Source organism: Streptomyces sp. NPDC038200 (assembly GCF_055600785.1).
Window position 1 is genome coordinate 69,322 of record NZ_JBVJYH010000007.1, and the last position, 18,092, is coordinate 87,413.

Genomic DNA, 18,092 nt, shown 5'->3' on the forward strand with positions numbered 1-18,092 from the left:
CCATGTGGGCGAAGGCCCCGTCGCTTCGAGCGGCGGGGCCTTCGTCATGCCGCCGCGGAGTCGGCCGTGGCATCGGCCGAGCCGTCCGCCGTGCTGATGAGCAGGGCGAGAGCCGCCGCCGCGGCCGGTACGGCGAAGGCGGTGACGGGGGAGAGGCGCTCCGCCGCCCAGCCGCCCGCCGCCGAGCCGCAGGCGACACCGGCGAGCAGCCCGGTCACCATCAGGCTCATGCCCTCGTTGAGCCGGTCGGCCGGGGTCCGCCGCAGCACCAGCGTCATCGCCGTGACCATGGTGGGCGCGGTCGCCATCCCCGCGATCAGCAGCGCACCGGCCAGCACCAGGAGCGAGCCGGTGGTGGCCGTCGCCCAGGGCAGGGTCATGAGCACGGCCATGGCCGCCAGGCACCGGGTCAGCCGGGGCCCGGCCGGCTTCCGTGCCCCGTACACCAGCCCCGCCGCGCACGAGCCGGCCGCCTGGAGGGCGAGCACGGCACCGGCCGCGGCCCGCTGCCCCTGTGCGTCGGCGTAGGCGATCGTGACCACCTCCATCGACCCGAACACCGCTCCGGTGGCCACGAAGCAGACCAGCAGCGGCGGGATGCCGGGGCTGCGCAGCGGTGACGGCGCCTGTGAACGGGCCCGGGTGGGCGGCTCGGTCGCCCGCTGGGCGGTGAAGACCAGCATGCCGACGAGCAGCAGCAGTGCCCCCGCGAGCGTTCCCGCCTCCGGGAAGAGCGTGCCGGCCAGGAAGGACGCGAGCACCGGCCCGAGCATGAAGCACAGTTCGTCCGCGGCCTGCTCGAAGGAGTTCGCGGTGTGCAGCGCCCCGGGCTCGTCGCGCAGCAGATGGGCCCAGCGGGCGCGGGACAGCCCACCGATGTTCGGGGTGGCCGCGGTGCCGGCGTAGGCGGCGAACAGGGTCCAGTCGGGGGCGTCGTAGCGGACGCACAGCAGCAGGGCGAGGCTGCCGAGCACGGAGACGACCGTGGCCGGCAGCGCGATCCGGGCCTGCCCGTTCCGGTCCACGAGACGCGCGAGGAAGGGCCCGGCCAGCGCGGTCGCCGCGAGGCCGGTGGCGGTGACGGCGCCGGCGAGGGCGTACGAGCCCCGGGAACCGGCGATCATCACGACCGCGCTCACGCTGAACATGCCCATGGGCAGCCTGGCGAGCAGGTTGCCGGCGGTGAAGGCGCGAGAGCCGGGCAGGGCGAAGAGACGGCGGTATCCGGTGTGCCGGTGTCTTTCTTCCGGTATGCGGCTGTTCTGTATTTTGCTGTCCTGTATCCGGTCCGGCATCCGGCTGTCCTGTATCCGGCTGTCCTGTATCCGGCTGTCCTGTACCCGGCTGTCCTGGGAGGTCTGTTGCGGCATGGCTCCACGGTCGCCCGAAGTGGATCACCGGGTCCAACACCTGCCGCGTACCGATTGACGCACTCGCGTTGTAAGTTCTCCGTCATGCCCGCTCCCGCCCACCTCGATCCCCGCCTGCTGCGAGCCTTCGTCGCCGTCGCCGAGGAACTGCACTTCACGCGGGCCGCGGCCCGCCTGTACATCGCCCAGCAAGCGCTCAGCCGGGACGTACGGCGACTGGAACGGGAGCTGGGCGCCGAGCTGTTCGTGCGGACCACCCGGCAGGTGACGCTGACCCCGGACGGCGAACGCCTGCTGCCGCACGCGCGCCGTGTCCTCGCCGCCCAGGACGACCTGCTCGCCGCGTTCGCGGCCGGCCAGGCCCGCCCCCTGCTGGTCGACGTCAACACCGCCGGCCTGGGCACCGGCCGCAGGGTGCTGCACCGGGCGCGGGAACTCGCCCCCGACTGCGAGCTGATGGCCCGCTACGAGAGCGGCCTGACCGGAGCCGCCGCCGAACTGCTGGCGGGCCGCCTGGACGCCTCCTTCGGCCGGTTCGCCGGCCTCGACCCGGCGCTCCGCTCCGGTCTGGAGCAGCAGCCGGTGCGGTACGAGCCGATGGCCGTCGTACTGCCCGAGAGCCACTCGCTGGCCGGGCTGCCCAGGGTGCCGGTGGCGGCGCTGGCGGGAGAGACGGTGTACGCCGGCGCCGGCAATCCGCGGACCCGGGAGTGGACCGACCTGGCCCTGCGGCTCTTCGAGGGGTGGGGGGTCCGGTCGGCCCCGGCCCTCCCGCCGGCCGTCGGCGACGAGGAGTTCGGCCGCATCATGGCGAAGACCGGGAACCCGGTGCTGGCCGTCGTGGACTACCCGCCCCTGCCCGGCACGGTGTGCCGTCCCCTCGTCGACCCCGTCCCGCTGTCGCCCGTCTCCCTGGTGTGGCGGAAGGGGCTGGTTCATCCCGGGCTGACCGCGTTGCGCAGGGCGGTGGCCGAGATCGCTCGGGTGGAGGGTTGGCTGCGGCGACCGGCTGATGGATGGATTCCGGACATGGACGAGGTGGCGATGAGCGCCCGCGTGTGACGAGGCGGCGCACGGCACTCCTGGGCGTGCGCTACATTCATGGCCCGGGCACAGGGTGGTAGTGGGGGCGCTCGGGCCGGGTGGGGGCCTGGTTCGATCGACGGGCCCGGGATCGTGAGCGCGCCCTGAACTGTCCCGTGGGGGGATGCACGCGCGTGAAAAAGTGGCCTGAAGACGCCCAACCGGAAGGGCAAGAGATGACGTCCGCGGAACGCGGTCTGCCGGTGGGCGAGGGCGACGAGCGGATAGATCCGGACACGGAACCGGAGACGAGTCCGGCCATGGACACGGAGCCGGCACGACCCGCACACGTCACACCGCCCACCGAGGCGGCCTCCTCCGCCCATACCGGTTCCACCGAGACCGGTTCCACCGATACCGCTTCCGCCGAGACCGGGTCCACCGAGACCGACGCTGTCGAGACCGGTTCCGTCGAGACCGAGGCTGTCGAGACCGGTTCCGTCGAGACCGACGCTGTCGAGACCGGTTCCGCCGAGACCGAGGCTGTCGCGACCGACTCCGCTGTGACCGTCGCGTCCGCGGTGTCCGCCGAGGCCGGCCCGCGGGGGTCCGGGGGGCCGGTGTTCGTGGACGCGTCGGGCCGTCGCAGCCGCCGTTTCCGTCGCCTCGGCGTGGCCGTGGCCGTCGCCTGCACCGGTTACGCCGCCCTCATCGTCGCCACCCTGCTGTCCGGGAACTCCGCCGCCCCCTGGCTGCCGGTGCCGGGCCAGCACGAGGACAGGCCCGCCGGCAAGATGGAGACCTCGCCGCTGCCCAGCGCCTCCACGACCCCGGTCCCGCCGGGTACCGGCACGGTGACCGCGCCGGCCGTGGGTGTCGCGGCGACCGGCGCCGCCGTACCCGGCAGCAAAACGCCCGCCGCCGGTACCGGTGCCTCCGCGTCGGCCCCGCCGGTGGCGGGCGACTCCACCCCGCCCGGCGCCGAGGACGGCACCACCGGCTCCCCGGCCCCGTCGGCCCCGGCCGGCGAGTCCCCGGCACCGTCCGCGTCCGGTACCGCCGGCGCCACCGCCACGGCGCCCACCCCGACCCTGCCGGGCCGTACCCACACCCCGCCGGGCCGCACCCGGCACCCACACTCCAAGCTCCCCCTCTGACCAGGCGGAACACCCTCAGATGGCCTCACACCCCCGGCGCCGCCCCCGGCTGCCGCTGCGCTACCTGCTGCCCCTGCTGGTCCTGGGCGCGACCCTGGCGATGCTGATGCTGCGCGGCTACGTGCACAACGAGATCCTCGCGGACCACCGCGTCAGCCCCGCCGCGGCGAACGACGAGGTGCCGCGGCGGATCCTGGACGGCGGGCCGGTCGTCGACACCCGCGACGGCCGCAGCGACAGCCTGCGCATACCGGACCACCGCATCGTCCTCACCTTCGACGACGGCCCCGACCCGACCTGGACCCCGCGGGTCCTCGACGTGCTGAAGAAGCACCACGCGCACGCGGTCTTCTTCGTCACCGGCACCATGACCTCCCGCCACCCGGAGCTGGTCCGGCGCATGGTCGCCGAGGGACACGAGGTCGGCCTGCACACCTTCGGCCACCCCGACCTGTCGTACCACTCCACGCGGCGCATCGACTGGGAACTGTCCCAGAACCAGCTGGCGCTCGCCGGAGCGGCCGGCATCCGCAGCTCGCTGTTCCGGCCGCCGTACTCGTCCTCCGCCAACGCCATCGACAACAGGTCGTGGCCGGTCACGCAGTACATCGGCAGCCGCGGCTATCTCACCGTCGTGGACGACACCGACAGCGAGGACTGGCGCAAGCCGGGTGTCGAGCGGATCATCCGCAACGCCACGCCCCACGGCGGCCGGGGCGCGGTCGTCCTCCTGCACGACTCGGGCGGCGACCGGCACCAGACCGTCCAGGCGCTCGACACCCTCCTGCCCCGGCTCCAGCAGCGGGGCTACACCTTCCAGACCCTCACCGGCGCACTGCGCGCCCCGAGCGCGGACACCCCCGTCACGGGCCTCGACCTGTGGAAGGGCAGGGCGTGGGTCTTCCTGGTGCGGGCGGCCGACGACATCACCGGCGTCCTGGTCGTCGGCCTCGCCGTCGTCGGCGCTCTCGTCCTCGCCCGCTTCGGGCTGATGCTGCTGCTGTCCGCCGCGCACGCCCGCCGCACCCGGCGCCGCGACTTCCGCTGGGGCGACGAGCCGGTCACCGAACCGGTGTCGGTGCTGGTACCGGCGTACAACGAGGCCAAGTGCATCGAGCACACGGTCCGCTCGCTGACCCGCGGCGAGCATCCGGTCGAGGTGCTCGTCATCGACGACGGTTCCGCCGACGGCACCGCGGACATCGTCGAGGCGCTGGACCTGCCCGGTGTCCGCGTGGTCCGCCAGGAGAACGCGGGCAAGCCCGCCGCCCTCAACCGGGGCCTGGCGGAGGCCCGCCACGATCTGGTCGTGATGATGGACGGTGACACCGTCTTCGAACCGGCCACCGTCCGCGAACTCGTGCAGCCCTTCGCCGACCCGCGGGTCGGCGCGGTCGCCGGCAACGCCAAGGTCGGCAACAAGAACCGGCTCATCGGGGCCTGGCAGCACATCGAGTACGTGATGGGCTTCAACCTCGACCGCCGGATGTACGACGTCCTGCGGTGCATGCCGACCATCCCCGGCGCGGTCGGGGCGTTCCGCAAGTCCGCGCTGGAGCGCGTCGGCGGCATGAGCGACGACACGCTCGCCGAGGACACCGACGTCACGATGGCCCTGCACCGGGACGGCTGGCGCGTGGTGTACGCCGAGAAGGCCCGCGCCTGGACGGAGGCGCCCGAGTCGGTCCAGCAGCTGTGGTCCCAGCGCTACCGCTGGTCGTACGGCACCATGCAGGCCATCTGGAAGCACCGCCGCGCGGTGTTCGAACGGGGTCCGTCCGGCCGCTTCGGCCGGGTCGGCCTGCCCCTGGTCTCCCTCTTCATGGTCGTCGCCCCGCTCCTGGCCCCGCTGATCGACCTGTTCCTCGTCTACGGCCTGGTCTTCGGCCCGACAGGAAGGACGATCGCGGCCTGGTCCGCCGTCCTCGCGGTCCAGGCGATCTGCGCGGCCTACGCCTTCCACCTCGACCGGGAGCCGCTCACCTCCCTGCTGTCCCTCCCCCTCCAGCAGCTGCTCTACCGCCAGCTCATGTACGTCGTCCTGCTCCAGTCCTGGATCACCGCCCTCACCGGCGGCCGGCTGCGCTGGCAGAAACTCCGTCGTACGGGAGGGGTGGCGGCGCCTCCGCCGGCACCGGCCGGGCGGCAGCCCGCGTCTGCGGGGAGCCCGGCGGGCTGACCGGCGGCGGCCTGCCCTACGCGGGGTGGGCCACCGCCTCCTTCTGCAACCGGACCGCCGCCAGCAGGCTCAGACCGGGCTCCGCCTGGCGCAGCGCCTTCACGGCGGCGACCGAGGCGATGTCCCCGGTGAAGCCGGCGTCGGCCAGCCGGGCGCGGACCCAGTCGGCCCGCAGCCGGCCCTCGCCGGCGCCCGCGGTGGCGGTGACGAGCGCGGCGGCACGCTCCAGCCCCGGCCGCTCCTCGTCCCCGGCCGCGGCCAACGCCTCCCGCAGCGCCGCCGCGATCAGGTCCGAGTCCCGGATGACCAGCACGGTGTCGTTCTTCTTGCTCAGGTGCGTGAATCCCTTCATGTGGATCATGGTGACGCGCCGGTGTCGCCGTCCGCACGTGACTTGAGGGGTTTCAGAGCCGGCGGCCGCGGGGCGGGCATGCCTCACCGGCCGCTTCCCGGGCGAGTGAGAGCAACGTTCCCTTGCGGTCACTCACAGCCACAGGCCGGAAACGAGCCCTCCCTACCTTCGGGGTCAGTCAGTGGTTGGCAGACCGAGCAGCCGGAGCCCCGTGGAGGCGTGATGACAGCCCCAGCCCCAACCCGTCGCAGTGGCCGCTGGATCGAGCGCTGGGATCCGGAGGACGAGGAGTTCTGGCACGCGACCGGGGAGCGGATCGCCCGCCGGAACCTGTGGTTCTCCGTGCTCTCCGAGCACATCGGGTTCTCCGTCTGGACCATGTGGTCCGTGCTGGTGCTGTTCATGGGCCCCGAGTACGGGCTCACCCCGGCCGACAAGTTCCTGCTGACCTCCGTGGTCACGCTGGTCGGCGCGGTCGTCCGGGTGCCCTACACCTTCGCCGTGGCCGTCTTCGGCGGGCGCAACTGGACGATCGTCTCGGCGAGTCTGCTGCTCGTGCCGAGCGTCGCCGCGTTCCTCGTGATGAAGCCGGGGACGTCCTTCTCCACCTTCCTGCTGGTGGGGCTGCTGGCCGGCATCGGCGGCGGCAACTTCGCCTCCTCCATGACCAACATCAACGCCTTCTTCCCGATGCGGAAGAAGGGATGGGCCCTCGGGCTCAACGCGGGCGGCGGCAACATCGGCGTGCCCGTCATCCAGCTGGTCGCGCTCGCCGTCATCGGCGCGAGCGGCGGCCCGCGCGTGCTGCTCGGGATCTACATCCCGCTGATCGTCGTGGCCGCCGTGCTGGCCGCGCTGTTCATGGACAACCTGGCCACGGTGCGGAACGACACCGGCGCCGCCAAGGACGCGGCGCGGGACCCGCACACCTGGATCATGGCCTTCCTCTACGTGGGCACCTTCGGTTCCTTCATCGGCTACAGCTTCGCCTTCGGCCAGGTGCTGACGAACGAGTTCGGCCGGACCCCGCTGCAGGCGGCGTACCTCACCTTCATCGGCCCGCTGCTCGGCTCCCTGATCCGCCCCGTCGGCGGCCGGCTCGCCGACCGCTACGGCGGCGCCCGCATCACCCTGTGGAACTACGTGGGCATGGCAGCCGCCACCGCCGTGCTCATCGTGGCCGGCATGCGGAAGTCGCTGCCGCTGTTCGTGTCCGTCTTCGTCGTCCTGTTCGTGCTCAGCGGCCTCGGCAACGGCTCGACGTACAAGATGATCCCCGGCATCTTCCAGGCCAAGGCGCTGGCCGAGGGACTGACGGGGGAGGCGGCCGTCGCCCACGGCCGGCGGCTCTCCGGCGCCTCGATGGGCCTCATCGGAGCGGTCGGCGCGCTCGGCGGCGTCGGCATCAACCTCGCCTTCCGCCAGTCCTTCCTCTCCTACGGCTCCGGCACGGGCGCGTTCGTGGCGTTCCTCGCCTTCTACGGTGTCTGCTTCGCGGTCACCTGGGCCGTATACCTTCGCCGCCCGGCCGGGCAGGTCACCGTCACGGCGGCGGCCTCGGAGGAGAAGGCCCAGCTCAGCTACGCCGAGGTATGACGTAACACCGGCGACATAGAGTCGAACCGAGCCTGTCACGGATCGTTGACAGGCTCGATCGGCGTGCCGGTCAGCTAGGAGAGCCCATGTACGACGAAGAGCAGCAACCCGAACACGGTCCCCTCGCCGGGTTCACCGTGGGTGTCACCGCCGCGCGCCGGGCCGACGAACTGGGCGCCCTGCTCCAGCGGCGCGGCGCCACCGTCCTGCACGCACCCGCCCTGCGGATCGTGCCGCTCGCCGACGACAGCGAACTGCTGGCCGCCACGAAGGAGATCATCGACCAGGTGCCGGACGTCGTCGTGGCCACCACCGCGATCGGCTTCCGGGGCTGGGTCGAGGCCGCCGACGGCTGGGGGCTCGGCGAACAACTGCTGGGCCGGCTGCGCGGGGTGCGGCTGCTGGCCCGCGGTCCGAAGGTCAAGGGCGCCGTCCGGGCGGCCGGACTGACGGAGGAGTGGTCGCCGTCCTCGGAGTCGCTGGCCGAGGTGCTCGACCGCCTGCTGGAGGAAGGCGTCGACGGCGACCGCATCGCCGTACAGCTCCACGGCGAACCCCTGCCCGGATTCGTCGAGTCGCTGCGCGCCGCCGGGGCGGAGGTGGTCCCCGTCCCGGTCTACCGCTGGATGCCCCCGGAGGACATCAGCCCCCTGGACCGGCTGCTGGACGCGGCCGTCACCCGCGGCCTGGACGCCCTCACCTTCACCAGCGCCCCCGCCGCGGCCTCCCTCCTCTCCCGCGCGGAGGACCGCGGGCTGCTGGACGACCTGCTGTCGGCCCTGGCCCACGACGTCCTGCCGGCCTGCGTGGGCCCGGTCACCGCGCTCCCCCTCCAGGCCCGCGGGGTGGACACGATCCAGCCGGAACGCTTCCGTCTCGGTCCCCTGGTCCAGCTCCTGTGCCAGGAACTCCCGGCTCGTGCCCGCTCGTTGCCGGTCGCGGGCCACCGGATGGAGATCCGCGGCCACGCGGTCGTGGTGGACGGCGAGCTGAAGCCGGTCCCGCCGGCCGGCATGTCCCTGCTGCGCGTCCTGTCCCGCCGCCCCGGCTGGGTGGTGGCCCGCGCGGACCTGCTCAGGGCCCTGCCCGGCGCGGGCCGTGACGAACACGCCGTCGAGACGGCGATGGCCCGCCTGCGGACGGCACTCGGCGCGCCCAAGCTGATCCAGACGGTGGTGAAGCGGGGGTACCGGCTGGCGCTCGATCCGGCGGCGGACGCGAAGTACGCCGACGCGTAGGGGCCGCGCGCGGAACACCGACCGGTACGAGGGGTTCCGGTGCCCCCGGCGAGCAGGCACTGTGAGAGGCGAGGAAGGCGACGGTTCCCCGGAACGGTTTCCCCGCACACTTCCGCACGGTTCCAGCCCAGGCGGTGACTCGCACATGGCATTCGGTGGCGCCACGCCCGCGTACGAGCTGCGATTCGATGCCGGGCGGGTGTGCCTGGACCTGCTCGCCACCACGCATCCGGGCGAACGGCTCGACGGCACGGGGGCGTTGCGTGCGTGGATCGCGGGCGCGGGACTGGTGCCGGCCGGTACGCCGCTGGACCACGCCGACGGGTCGTGGCCGGCGGGCTTCCGGGAACTGCGGGGGGACGTGGAGCTGTTGGTGCGAAACGCGCGGGGCGTTCCGGCACCGGCCTGCGGGCATGCGCTGGACCGCGTGAACGAGGTCGCGCGGGCCGCGCCCCCGGTGCCTCTCGCCGTGCGCGGGGCGGACGGCCGTCTCGTGCGGGAACTGGCCGGTCCGCCCGGCTGCGCCGCGCTGCTCGCCGTCGTCGCGCGGGACGCCGTCGAGCTGCTCACCGATCCCGTCGCGTGGGCCGCCGTGCGGGAGTGCGAGGGGGACAATTGCCCTCTGGTGTACCTCGACACGTCCCGTGGGCGGCGTCGGCGCTGGTGCTCCAGCGAGGTGTGCGGGAACCGGGAGCGGGTCGCCCGGCACCGGCGACGGGCCGCGCTGACGCGGGCGTGAGGGTGGGGGGACGTCCGGGGCGGGCGTGATTTCCGTAACACCAGGTTTAGTTGGCCCATACACGGGCATTTCCAGGCGTCTTCGGCGGCGTGTCGGAAATGTAAAGATCACGCGGTGGGAATGTGCACGCATGTCCCGCTCGTCACGTCATCCTCGAGAAATCTGTCACTCCGGTTTGAACACGCGGGCACCCCGGTCCGTACGGGTGGGCGAGCGACCGACTGGGGGAACCCCCGGACACCGGAGGTGGGCGTGCGCAAGGATGCGGCCGTGGCCAATGAACGTGGAGCGAGGGCCCGACATCGCATGTCCTCATCACAGCCCTCCGAACCCGACGAGGAGCTGATGCGTGCCCTGTACCGGGAGCACGCGGGGCCCCTGCTCGCCTATGTCCTGCGGCTGGTCGCCGGCGATCGGCAGCGCGCCGAGGACGTCGTGCAGGAAACACTCATCCGTGCCTGGAAGAACGCCGGTCAGCTCAATCGGGCGACCGGTTCGGTACGCCCCTGGCTGGTGACGGTCGCGCGCCGCATCGTCATCGACGGCCACCGCAGCCGGCAGGCCCGGCCGCAGGAGGTCGATCCGTCGCCGCTGGAGGTCATCCCCGCGGAGGACGAGATCGACAAGGCGCTGTGGCTGATGACGCTGTCTGACGCGCTCGACGACCTGACCCCGGCCCACCGGGAGGTGCTCGTCGAGACGTACTTCAAGGGGCGTACCGTCAATGAGGCGGCCGAAACTTTGGGCATACCCAGCGGAACGGTCCGTTCCCGGGTGTTCTACGCCCTGCGGTCGATGAAGCTGGCACTGGAGGAGCGGGGGGTGACGGCGTGATGAGCAACGGGTACGGGGGGATGCAGGGATTCGGACCGGGTGGTCCGGGTATGTCTGGGCCCATGAACCCCAGTCAGGGATCTTCGGTGCCGAGCGAGCACGAGACCGTCGGCGCCTATGCCCTCGGGATTCTGGACGACGCCGAGGCAACCGCTTTCGAGGCGCATCTCGCCGGCTGCGAGTGGTGCGCCCAGCAGCTGGACGAGCTGGCCGGGATGGAACCGATGCTGGCCGCCCTCGCGGACCTGCCGGGCTCCGGCAGTACGCCCGCGATCGGCGACTCGCTGTCCGCCAGACCCAGTCCGCGGCTGGTGGAGAAGCTGGTCGACGAGGTCGCCGAGAAGCGCGCCCAGAAGCGCCGGCGCAGCTTCTACATGATCGCCGCCGCGGCGGCGCTGATCATCGCGGGCCCGCTGGCCGCGGTGGCCGTCAACGGCGGCTCCGACGGGGGCAAGCAGGTCACGGCGACGCCGGCCCAGGCGACGTTCGAGACGATGGCCGACAAGAAGTCGGCCACCGACCCGGCGTCCCACGTCAGCGCCACCGTCGGCATGGCGCAGAAGGACTGGGGCACCCAGGCCGTCCTGGAGCTGAAGAACGTCAAGGGCCCGCTGAAGTGCTCCCTGGTCCTCGTCGCCAAGAACGGGCAGCGCGTGACCATGTCGTCGTGGTCCGTGCCCAACTGGGGGTACGGCATCCCGGACGCCACGACCGAGACGGCCAAGAACCCGCTCTACATCGGCGGTGCGGCGGCCTTCCAGCCGAACGAGATCGACCACTTCGAGGTGGTGACCTTCGAGGGCAAGAAGCTGGTGCAGGTCGACGCGTAGCGGGTGCCGCGCCCGGAGTCCGCGGCCCCCGGGCCTCCCGCCGGACCCCGGGCGCGGGGCGTGCCGCGTTCGCCCGCCGGTGTGCCGCGGCTCGGCGCACGGCTCCCCGCACCCCCCGGGAGTCGCGGCCCCGTAGCTTTGACGGGCCCCCTTCGCGTACGGTTGACGGCTGCCCAGCACGTCAGAAGGGGGCCCGGTGGCCGCTCAGGTTCAGCAGTCCGCGGTCGGCTCGGTACACGACGCACAGGATTCCGTCCGTGACCGGGAGATCAGCGTCGAACAGGAACACCTGGACCGGGTGTACCGGCGGCTGGAGGAGAAGATCCACGAAGCCGAGTTCCTGATGCGCGACGCGGCCCAACGCGGCCAGGTCGGCACCCCCGGCGCGCTCGCCGAGCGGGACGCGCAGGTCTTCCGGGCAGGTGTCCACCTGAACCGGCTGAACAACGAGTTCGAGGACTTCCTCTTCGGCCGGATCGACCTGCTGCTCGGCAAGGACGGGAAGAAGGGGCCCGACGGGGCCTACACGGCGGTCGAGCCGGCGGAAGGCGCCGTGCGGCCGGACCACACCGCCGACATCGCCGAGACCCTGCACATCGGCCGGATCGGCGTCCTCGACGAGGACTACTCCCCGCTGGTCATCGACTGGCGCGCACCCGCCGCCGCGCCCTTCTACCGGGCCACGCCCGTGGAGCCGGGGCGGGTGGTGCGGCGCCGGGTCATCCGGTCCAAGGGGCGCCAGGTGCTCGGCGTCGAGGACGACCTGATGCGGCCCGAGCTGACGGCCTTCCTCGACGGCCGCGAGCTGCCCGTCATCGGCGACGGCGCCCTGATGGCCGCCCTCGGCCAGGCCCGCGGCCACACCATGCGGGACATCGTCTCGTCCATCCAGGCCGAGCAGGACATGGTCATCCGGGCCCCCGCCGCCTCCATCACCTACGTGGAGGGCGGACCGGGCACCGGCAAGACGGCGGTCGCCCTGCACCGCGCCGCCTACCTGCTCTACCAGGACCGCAGACGCTACGCGGGCGGCATCCTGATCGTCTCGCCGACCCCGCTGCTCGTGGCCTACACCGAAGGCGTGCTGCCCTCGCTCGGCGAGGAGGGCCAGGTCGCGATCCGGGCGATCGGCTCGCTCGTCGACGGCGCGGAGGCCACCCTGTACGACTCCCCGTCCGTGGCCCGCGCCAAGGGCTCGTACCGCATGTTGAAGGTGCTGCGGAAGGCCGCCCGGGGGGCCCTGGAGCTGGGCCCGACCGCTCCGGCGGGGCAGCTCGCCCTGGACGAGGACAGCGAGCGGCCGGCCTTCGCCGGCCCGCCCTCGCGGCTGCGTGTCGTCGCCTTCGGCCGCCGGCTCGAACTGGAGGCCGGTGAGCTGGAACGTATCCGCCGTACCGCCCTCGGCGGCACCGCGCCCGTCAACCTGCTCCGCCCGCGCGCCCGCAAGCTGCTGCTGGACGCCCTGTGGGCCAAGTCCGGCGCCGGTTCCCGGCACGCCGACCCGGAGCTGGCCGCCGAACTGCGCTCCTCCTTCGACGAGGACGTCACCGGCGAGGACGCGTTCATCGGCTTCCTCGACAGCTGGTGGCCCGAGCTGACCCCGAAGGGCGTGCTCACCGCCATGGCCGACGAGAAGCGGCTCGGCCGCTGGGCCCGGCGCATCCTCAACCCCGGCGAGGTCCGCAAGGTGGCCCGCTCGCTGAGGCGGGACGGCCACACGGTGCACGACATCGCCATGCTCGACGAACTCCAGGCGATCCTGGGCGCGCCGGCCCGGCCGAGGAAGAAGCGCGAACTCGACCCGCTGGACCAGCTCACCGGTCTGGAGGAGCTGATGCCGGTGCGCGAGGAGTCGCAGCGGGAGCGGGCCGAGCGCCTCGCGCAGGAGCGCACCGAGTACGCGCACGTCATCGTGGACGAGGCGCAGGACCTCACGCCGATGCAGTGGCGCATGGTCGGCCGCCGTGGCCGGCACGCCACCTGGACGGTCGTGGGCGACCCGGCGCAGTCCTCCTGGTCCGACCCGGACGAGGCGGCCGAGGCCCGTGACGAGGCCCTCGGCACCCGGCCCCGGCGCCGCTTCCAGCTCACCGTGAACTACCGCAACCCGGCCGAGATCGCCGAGCTGGCCGCGAAGGTGCTCGCGCTCGCCATGCCCGGCTCCGAGGCCCCGTCCGCCGTTCGGTCCACCGGGGTCGAGCCGCGCTTCACCGTCGTACGGGACTCGTGGGAGAAGACCGTGCGGTCCGAGGCCGAGCGGCTGCTCGGGCTGGTGGACGGCACGGTCGGCGTGGTCGTCGCGATGAACCGGCGCGAGGAGGCCCGGCGCTGGCTGGCCGGGCTCGGTGACCGCGTGGTGGCCCTCGGCAGCCTGGAGGCCAAGGGCTTGGAGTACGACGCGACGGTCGTCGTCTCGCCCGCCGAGATCGCCGACGAGTCGCCGGCCGGGCTGCGGGTGCTGTACGTGGCGCTGACCCGGGCCACCCAGCAGCTGACGGTGGTGTCGGGGGAGCGGGACGAGCCGGACGAGGCGGGGGTCGCGGACCTGCTGCGGGATTAGCGCCCAGGAACTCTCGGCAGGGGGAATGGGCCTACGGCATCCGTTTGTTAGCCTTGGTGTGGCACCGGCCCGATCCAAGCCCCCGGGCCCAACCTTCGTCCCTCAGAGGGACCACTTGCCGCGAGGCGAGCATGGCGGGTCGGTGTCATGAACGTGGGAGGCCCACGTCACGCATGTGACGTGGGCCTCTTTCTTTGCCCTGACGGCCTCTTTCCCTGCTCGATCGATTCTCGTATGGTGGAATTAGTTTTCCGAAATCGCGCACCTCGGGCAGTCTCGTGTGAACAAAACGTCCGCAACTCAGGGCGGCTACCACGTACTGAGCGGTAGGTGCGACGATCGGACGGCACAACTCGCGACACGGTGAAAGCAGAGGAAGTCGGCCATGGCAACGGCGCCCAGCGTCTCCTACTCGATGACGATCCGGCTGGAGGTGCCCGCGAGCGGAACCGCCGTCTCGCAGCTCACCACCGCCGTGGAGTCCTCCGGAGGCTCGGTGACCGGCCTCGACGTCACCGCGTCCGGGCACGAGAAGCTCCGGATCGACGTCACCATCGCGGCCACCTCCACGGCCCACGCCGAGGAGATCGTCGAGCAGCTGCGCGGCATCGAGGGCGTCACCCTCGGCAAGGTCTCCGACCGTACGTTCCTGATGCACCTCGGCGGCAAGATCGAGATGGCGTCGAAGCACCCCATCCGCAACCGTGACGACCTCTCCATGGTCTACACGCCGGGCGTGGCCCGGGTCTGCATGGCCATCGCCGAGAACCCCGAGGACGCCCGCCGCCTCACCATCAAGCGCAACTCCGTTGCGGTCGTGACGGACGGTTCCGCCGTGCTCGGCCTCGGCAACATCGGCCCCAAGGCCGCGCTGCCCGTCATGGAGGGCAAGGCGGCCCTGTTCAAGCGCTTCGCCGGCATCGACGCCTGGCCGATCTGCCTGGACACCCAGGACACCGACGCGATCGTGGAGATCGTCAAGGCCATCGCCCCGGGCTTCGCCGGCATCAACCTGGAGGACATCTCCGCGCCGCGCTGCTTCGAGATCGAGGCCCGGCTGCGCGAGGCCCTCGACATCCCCGTCTTCCACGACGACCAGCACGGCACCGCGATCGTCGTCCTCGCCGCCCTGACCAACGCCCTGCGCGTCACGACCAAGGCGATCGAGAACATCCGGGTCGTCATGTCCGGCGCCGGCGCCGCCGGTACGGCCATCCTCAAGCTGCTGCTCGCCGCGGGTGTGAAGAACGCGGTCGTCGCCGACATCCACGGTGTCGTCCACGCCGGCCGCGAGGACCTGGTGAACGCCCCGGCCGACTCGCCGCTGCGCTGGATCGCCGACAACACCAATCCCGAGGGCCTGACCGGCACCCTGAAGGAGGCCGTGCACGGCGCCGACGTCTTCATCGGCGTCTCCGCCCCGAACGTCCTGGACGGCGACGACGTGGCCGCCATGGCCGAGGGTGCCATCGTGTTCGCGCTCGCGAACCCGGACCCCGAGGTGGACCCGGCGATCGCCCGGCAGACGGCGGCCGTCGTGGCCACCGGCCGCTCCGACTTCCCCAACCAGATCAACAACGTGCTGGTCTTCCCGGGTGTCTTCCGCGGTCTGCTGGACGCGCAGTCCCGTACGGTGAACACCGAGATGATGCTCGCCGCCGCGAAGGCCCTCGCCGACGTGGTGAGCGAGGACGAGCTGAACCCGAACTACATCATCCCGAGCGTCTTCAACGACAAGGTCGCGGGCGCGGTGGCCGGAGCGGTCCGCGAGGCCGCCAAGGCGGCCGGCGCGACGGCCTGATCACGGCGTGGCGTACTGTGCGAGGGGCTGTGAGCATCACCACGGCAGCCCCCGCACCGGCGCGTCGTGGAACCACGCGATGCCGGGCGCGCTCTAGGGTGACGGCCGAGCGGGCGCTTTTCGTGTGACTCCCCAGGGTGTTCTCACGACTCCTACGGGTGCCGGATTGGCTTTCCCGCCGCAGGTAGGGGCAGGATGCGTCCCTGGGCGCGAGCGCATCGGCATCGCAGTGCCTCGGGCGGCTCCGCCGCGTGGCACACCCCAACGGCAAGAAAAACACGGGAGTAACAACATGAACCGCAGTGAGCTGGTGGCCGCGCTGGCCGACCGCGCCGAGGTGACCCGCAAGGACGCCGACGCCGTGCTGGCCGCGTTCGCCGAGACCGTCGGCGAGATCGTCGCCAAGGGCGACGAGAAGGTCACCATCCCCGGCTTCCTGACCTTCGAGCGCACCCACCGTGCCGCTCGCACCGCGCGCAACCCGCAGACCGGCGAGCCCATCAACATCCCGGCCGGCTTCAGCGTGAAGGTCACCGCGGGCAGCAAGCTCAAGGAAGCCGCCAAGGGCAAGTAAGCGCTCCGCTCCGAGCGCCGCGGGTGACTGCGGGCCGGCGCCGGCCGGCCGGGCAGTTCCCGCGCCTCCTCAGGGGCGCAGCCCAGCCTGAGACGCCAAAGGGGCGGCCCTCCTTCACCGGAGGGCCGCCCCTTCGTCGTACGGCCGTGTCACGGGCTTCTGGTCCCGTCCACCGGGCGCCTCGCCCGGCCACCTCACCGTCGCCCCCCGTTGCCCGTGTCTTTCCCCGCCGTGCCCGGCCGGGGCGCTCCGCGGGCCCCCGGCCGGGGGCGGTGCCGTCCTCGGCCGGGGAGTGGGGGAGCCGCCGGGGTCAGCCGAGGGCCTTGCCGGGCAGCTCGACCTTCGCGCCCAGTTCCACGAGCTTCTCCATGAAGTTCTCGTAGCCGCGGTTGATCAGGTCGATGCCGTGCACCCGGGACGTGCCCTCGGCGGCCAGGGCCGCGATGAGGTACGAGAAGCCGCCGCGCAGGTCGGGGATGACCAGGTCGGCGCCCTGCAGCCTGGTGGGGCCGGAGACGACCGCGGAGTGCAGGAAGTTGCGCTGGCCGAAACGGCAGTCCGAGCCGCCCAGGCACTCGCGGTAGAGCTGGATGTGCGCGCCCATCTGGTTCAGCGCCGAGGTGAAGCCGAGCCGGGACTCGTACACCGTCTCGTGGATGATGGACAGGCCCGTGGCCTGGGTCAGGGCCACGACCAGCGGCTGCTGCCAGTCGGTCTGGAAGCCCGGGTGGACGTCCGTCTCCAGGGCGATGGACTTCAACTGGCCGCCGGGGTGCCAGAAGCGGATGCCCTCGTCGTCGATCTCGAAGGCACCGCCCACCTTCCGGTAGGTGTTCAGGAACGTCATCATCGAGCGCTGCTGCGCGCCGCGGACGTAGATGTTGCCGTTGGTCGCGAGGGCGGCCGACGCCCAGGACGCGGCCTCCAGGCGGTCCGAGAGGGCACGGTGGGTGTAGCCGCCGAGCTTCTCCACACCGGTGATCCGGATCGTCCGGTCGGTGTCCATCGCGATGATCGCGCCCATCTTCTGCAGCACGCAGATGAGGTCCTCGATCTCCGGCTCCACGGCCGCGTTGGACAACTCGGTGACGCCCTCGGCCAGTACGGCCGTCAGCAGCACCTGCTCGGTCGCGCCGACGGACGGGTACGGCAGCCGGATCTTGGTGCCGCGCAGGCCCTTCGGCGCCTCCAGGTACTGCCCGTCGGCCCGCTTCTCGATGGTCGCGCCGAACTGCCGCAGCACGTCGAAGTGGAAGTCGATGGGCCGGCCGCCGATGTCGCAGCCGCCGAGGCCCGGGATGAACGCGTGGCCGAGGCGGTGGAGGAGGGGACCGCAGAAGAGGATCGGGATACGGCTGGAACCCGCGTGGGCATCGATGTCGGCCACGTTGGCGCTCTCGACGTACGTGGGGTCCATCACCAGTTCGCCGGGCTCCTCACCCGGACGGACCGTCACCCCGTGCAGCTGGAGCAGACCTCGGACGACCCGCACGTCACGGATGTCCGGAACATTGCGCAGTCGGCTGGGGCCGCTGCCCAGCAGGGCGGCGACCATGGCCTTCGGTACGAGGTTCTTCGCACCGCGGACACGGATCTCGCCCTCCAGCGGGGTTCCGCCGTGGACAAGCAGGACATCGTCGTTGACGGTCATGAATCTCGCGTTCCGATGAGTTGGTCAGGGGCCGGCCGATCACTGTGCGCAGGGGCCGGGAAGACAGGGTAATCGCCGATTACCCCCCTCCCGTAAGCCCAAGGACCGCCCAGCCGCGTCATAGCTGTGTCACAACACGAAACGTTCCCCGTCGGGCACATGGGGTCACCGTCGTCGGGTCGGTGCGC

14 protein-coding genes are annotated in these 18,092 nt (G+C 72.1%); 11 read left to right on the forward strand and 3 right to left on the reverse strand.

What is annotated here, in order from left to right; translation table 11 throughout:
* Positions 1-44 precede the first annotated feature (44 nt).
* The gene (locus tag ACZ7KF_RS16845; protein WP_471074665.1) at positions 45-1,370 is read right to left on the reverse strand and encodes an MFS transporter; all 1,326 of its coding nucleotides are present in this window, start codon (positions 1,368-1,370) and stop codon (positions 45-47) included.
* A gap of 84 nt (positions 1,371-1,454) precedes the next feature.
* On the opposite strand from ACZ7KF_RS16845, the gene ACZ7KF_RS16850 reads away from it, so the two are divergent.
* From ACZ7KF_RS16850 to ACZ7KF_RS16860, 3 genes are all read left to right on the forward strand, one after another.
* Positions 1,455-2,432, forward strand: coding sequence for a LysR family transcriptional regulator (locus ACZ7KF_RS16850; protein WP_471074668.1), 978 nt, complete (start codon positions 1,455-1,457; stop codon positions 2,430-2,432).
* Positions 2,433-2,629: 197 nt separating this feature from the next.
* Positions 2,630-3,550, forward strand: a complete 921-nt coding sequence (locus ACZ7KF_RS16855; RefSeq protein WP_471074671.1) for a hypothetical protein — start codon at positions 2,630-2,632, stop codon at positions 3,548-3,550.
* Between the two features lie 19 nt (positions 3,551-3,569).
* Positions 3,570-5,729 (forward strand): bifunctional polysaccharide deacetylase/glycosyltransferase family 2 protein, encoded by a 2,160-nt coding sequence (locus ACZ7KF_RS16860; protein ID WP_471074673.1) that lies wholly within the window; start codon positions 3,570-3,572, stop codon positions 5,727-5,729.
* Positions 5,730-5,745: 16 nt separating this feature from the next.
* Here ACZ7KF_RS16860 and ACZ7KF_RS16865 read toward each other — a convergent pair whose 3' ends face one another.
* Positions 5,746-6,081, reverse strand: coding sequence for a hypothetical protein (locus ACZ7KF_RS16865; RefSeq protein WP_471074676.1), 336 nt, complete (start codon positions 6,079-6,081; stop codon positions 5,746-5,748).
* A gap of 222 nt (positions 6,082-6,303) precedes the next feature.
* Between ACZ7KF_RS16865 and ACZ7KF_RS16870 the strand changes: the two genes are divergently transcribed.
* The 8 genes from ACZ7KF_RS16870 (at position 6,304) to ACZ7KF_RS16905 (ending at position 16,253) form a co-directional block, all read left to right on the forward strand.
* Complete coding sequence (locus ACZ7KF_RS16870; RefSeq protein ID WP_471074679.1) at positions 6,304-7,677, forward strand: nitrate/nitrite transporter; 1,374 nt, start codon at positions 6,304-6,306, stop codon at positions 7,675-7,677.
* 86 nt (positions 7,678-7,763) lie between these two features.
* Complete coding sequence (locus tag ACZ7KF_RS16875) at positions 7,764-8,915, forward strand: uroporphyrinogen-III synthase (protein ID WP_471074682.1); 1,152 nt, start codon at positions 7,764-7,766, stop codon at positions 8,913-8,915.
* Positions 8,916-9,060: 145 nt separating this feature from the next.
* Positions 9,061-9,654, forward strand: coding sequence for a CGNR zinc finger domain-containing protein (locus tag ACZ7KF_RS16880; RefSeq protein ID WP_471074685.1), 594 nt, complete (start codon positions 9,061-9,063; stop codon positions 9,652-9,654).
* A 246-nt stretch (positions 9,655-9,900) separates the two neighbouring features.
* Positions 9,901-10,488 carry a sigma-70 family RNA polymerase sigma factor gene (locus ACZ7KF_RS16885; RefSeq protein ID WP_030348495.1) on the forward strand — a complete coding sequence of 196 codons (588 nt, stop codon included), beginning with the start codon at positions 9,901-9,903 and terminating at the stop codon, positions 10,486-10,488.
* Positions 10,489-10,550: 62 nt separating this feature from the next.
* The gene (locus tag ACZ7KF_RS16890) at positions 10,551-11,318 is read left to right on the forward strand and encodes an anti-sigma factor family protein (protein WP_471074688.1); all 768 of its coding nucleotides are present in this window, start codon (positions 10,551-10,553) and stop codon (positions 11,316-11,318) included.
* Between the two features lie 196 nt (positions 11,319-11,514).
* Positions 11,515-13,878, forward strand: coding sequence for a HelD family protein (locus tag ACZ7KF_RS16895; RefSeq protein WP_471074691.1), 2,364 nt, complete (start codon positions 11,515-11,517; stop codon positions 13,876-13,878).
* A gap of 385 nt (positions 13,879-14,263) precedes the next feature.
* Positions 14,264-15,679: an NAD-dependent malic enzyme gene (locus ACZ7KF_RS16900; protein WP_471074694.1), complete on the forward strand. Its 1,416-nt coding sequence runs from the start codon at positions 14,264-14,266 to the stop codon at positions 15,677-15,679.
* 292 nt (positions 15,680-15,971) lie between these two features.
* Positions 15,972-16,253 carry an HU family DNA-binding protein gene (locus ACZ7KF_RS16905; protein ID WP_014673024.1) on the forward strand — a complete coding sequence of 94 codons (282 nt, stop codon included), beginning with the start codon at positions 15,972-15,974 and terminating at the stop codon, positions 16,251-16,253.
* 310 nt (positions 16,254-16,563) lie between these two features.
* Here the strand turns inward: ACZ7KF_RS16905 and murA are convergent, their stop codons facing one another.
* Entirely contained in the window at positions 16,564-17,904 is a 1,341-nt protein-coding gene (murA, locus tag ACZ7KF_RS16910) for a UDP-N-acetylglucosamine 1-carboxyvinyltransferase (protein ID WP_471074697.1), read from the reverse strand.
* Positions 17,905-18,092 lie beyond the last annotated feature (188 nt).

What these genes read in the sequence shown, in the direction of transcription:
- ACZ7KF_RS16845 (WP_471074665.1), bottom strand. Translation starts at nt 1,370, where the DNA reads ATGCCGCAACAGACCTCCCAGGACAGCCGGGTACAGGACAGCCGGATA.
- ACZ7KF_RS16850 (WP_471074668.1), top strand. Translation starts at nt 1,455, where the DNA reads ATGCCCGCTCCCGCCCACCTCGATCCCCGCCTGCTGCGAGCCTTCGTC.
- ACZ7KF_RS16855 (WP_471074671.1), top strand. Translation starts at nt 2,630, where the DNA reads ATGACGTCCGCGGAACGCGGTCTGCCGGTGGGCGAGGGCGACGAGCGG.
- ACZ7KF_RS16860 (WP_471074673.1), top strand. Translation starts at nt 3,570, where the DNA reads ATGGCCTCACACCCCCGGCGCCGCCCCCGGCTGCCGCTGCGCTACCTG.
- ACZ7KF_RS16865 (WP_471074676.1), bottom strand. Translation starts at nt 6,081, where the DNA reads ATGAAGGGATTCACGCACCTGAGCAAGAAGAACGACACCGTGCTGGTC.
- ACZ7KF_RS16870 (WP_471074679.1), top strand. Translation starts at nt 6,304, where the DNA reads ATGACAGCCCCAGCCCCAACCCGTCGCAGTGGCCGCTGGATCGAGCGC.
- ACZ7KF_RS16875 (WP_471074682.1), top strand. Translation starts at nt 7,764, where the DNA reads ATGTACGACGAAGAGCAGCAACCCGAACACGGTCCCCTCGCCGGGTTC.
- ACZ7KF_RS16880 (WP_471074685.1), top strand. Translation starts at nt 9,061, where the DNA reads ATGGCATTCGGTGGCGCCACGCCCGCGTACGAGCTGCGATTCGATGCC.
- ACZ7KF_RS16890 (WP_471074688.1), top strand. Translation starts at nt 10,551, where the DNA reads ATGAACCCCAGTCAGGGATCTTCGGTGCCGAGCGAGCACGAGACCGTC.
- ACZ7KF_RS16900 (WP_471074694.1), top strand. Translation starts at nt 14,264, where the DNA reads ATGGCAACGGCGCCCAGCGTCTCCTACTCGATGACGATCCGGCTGGAG.
- ACZ7KF_RS16905 (WP_014673024.1), top strand. Translation starts at nt 15,972, where the DNA reads ATGAACCGCAGTGAGCTGGTGGCCGCGCTGGCCGACCGCGCCGAGGTG.
- murA (WP_471074697.1), bottom strand. Translation starts at nt 17,904, where the DNA reads ATGACCGTCAACGACGATGTCCTGCTTGTCCACGGCGGAACCCCGCTG.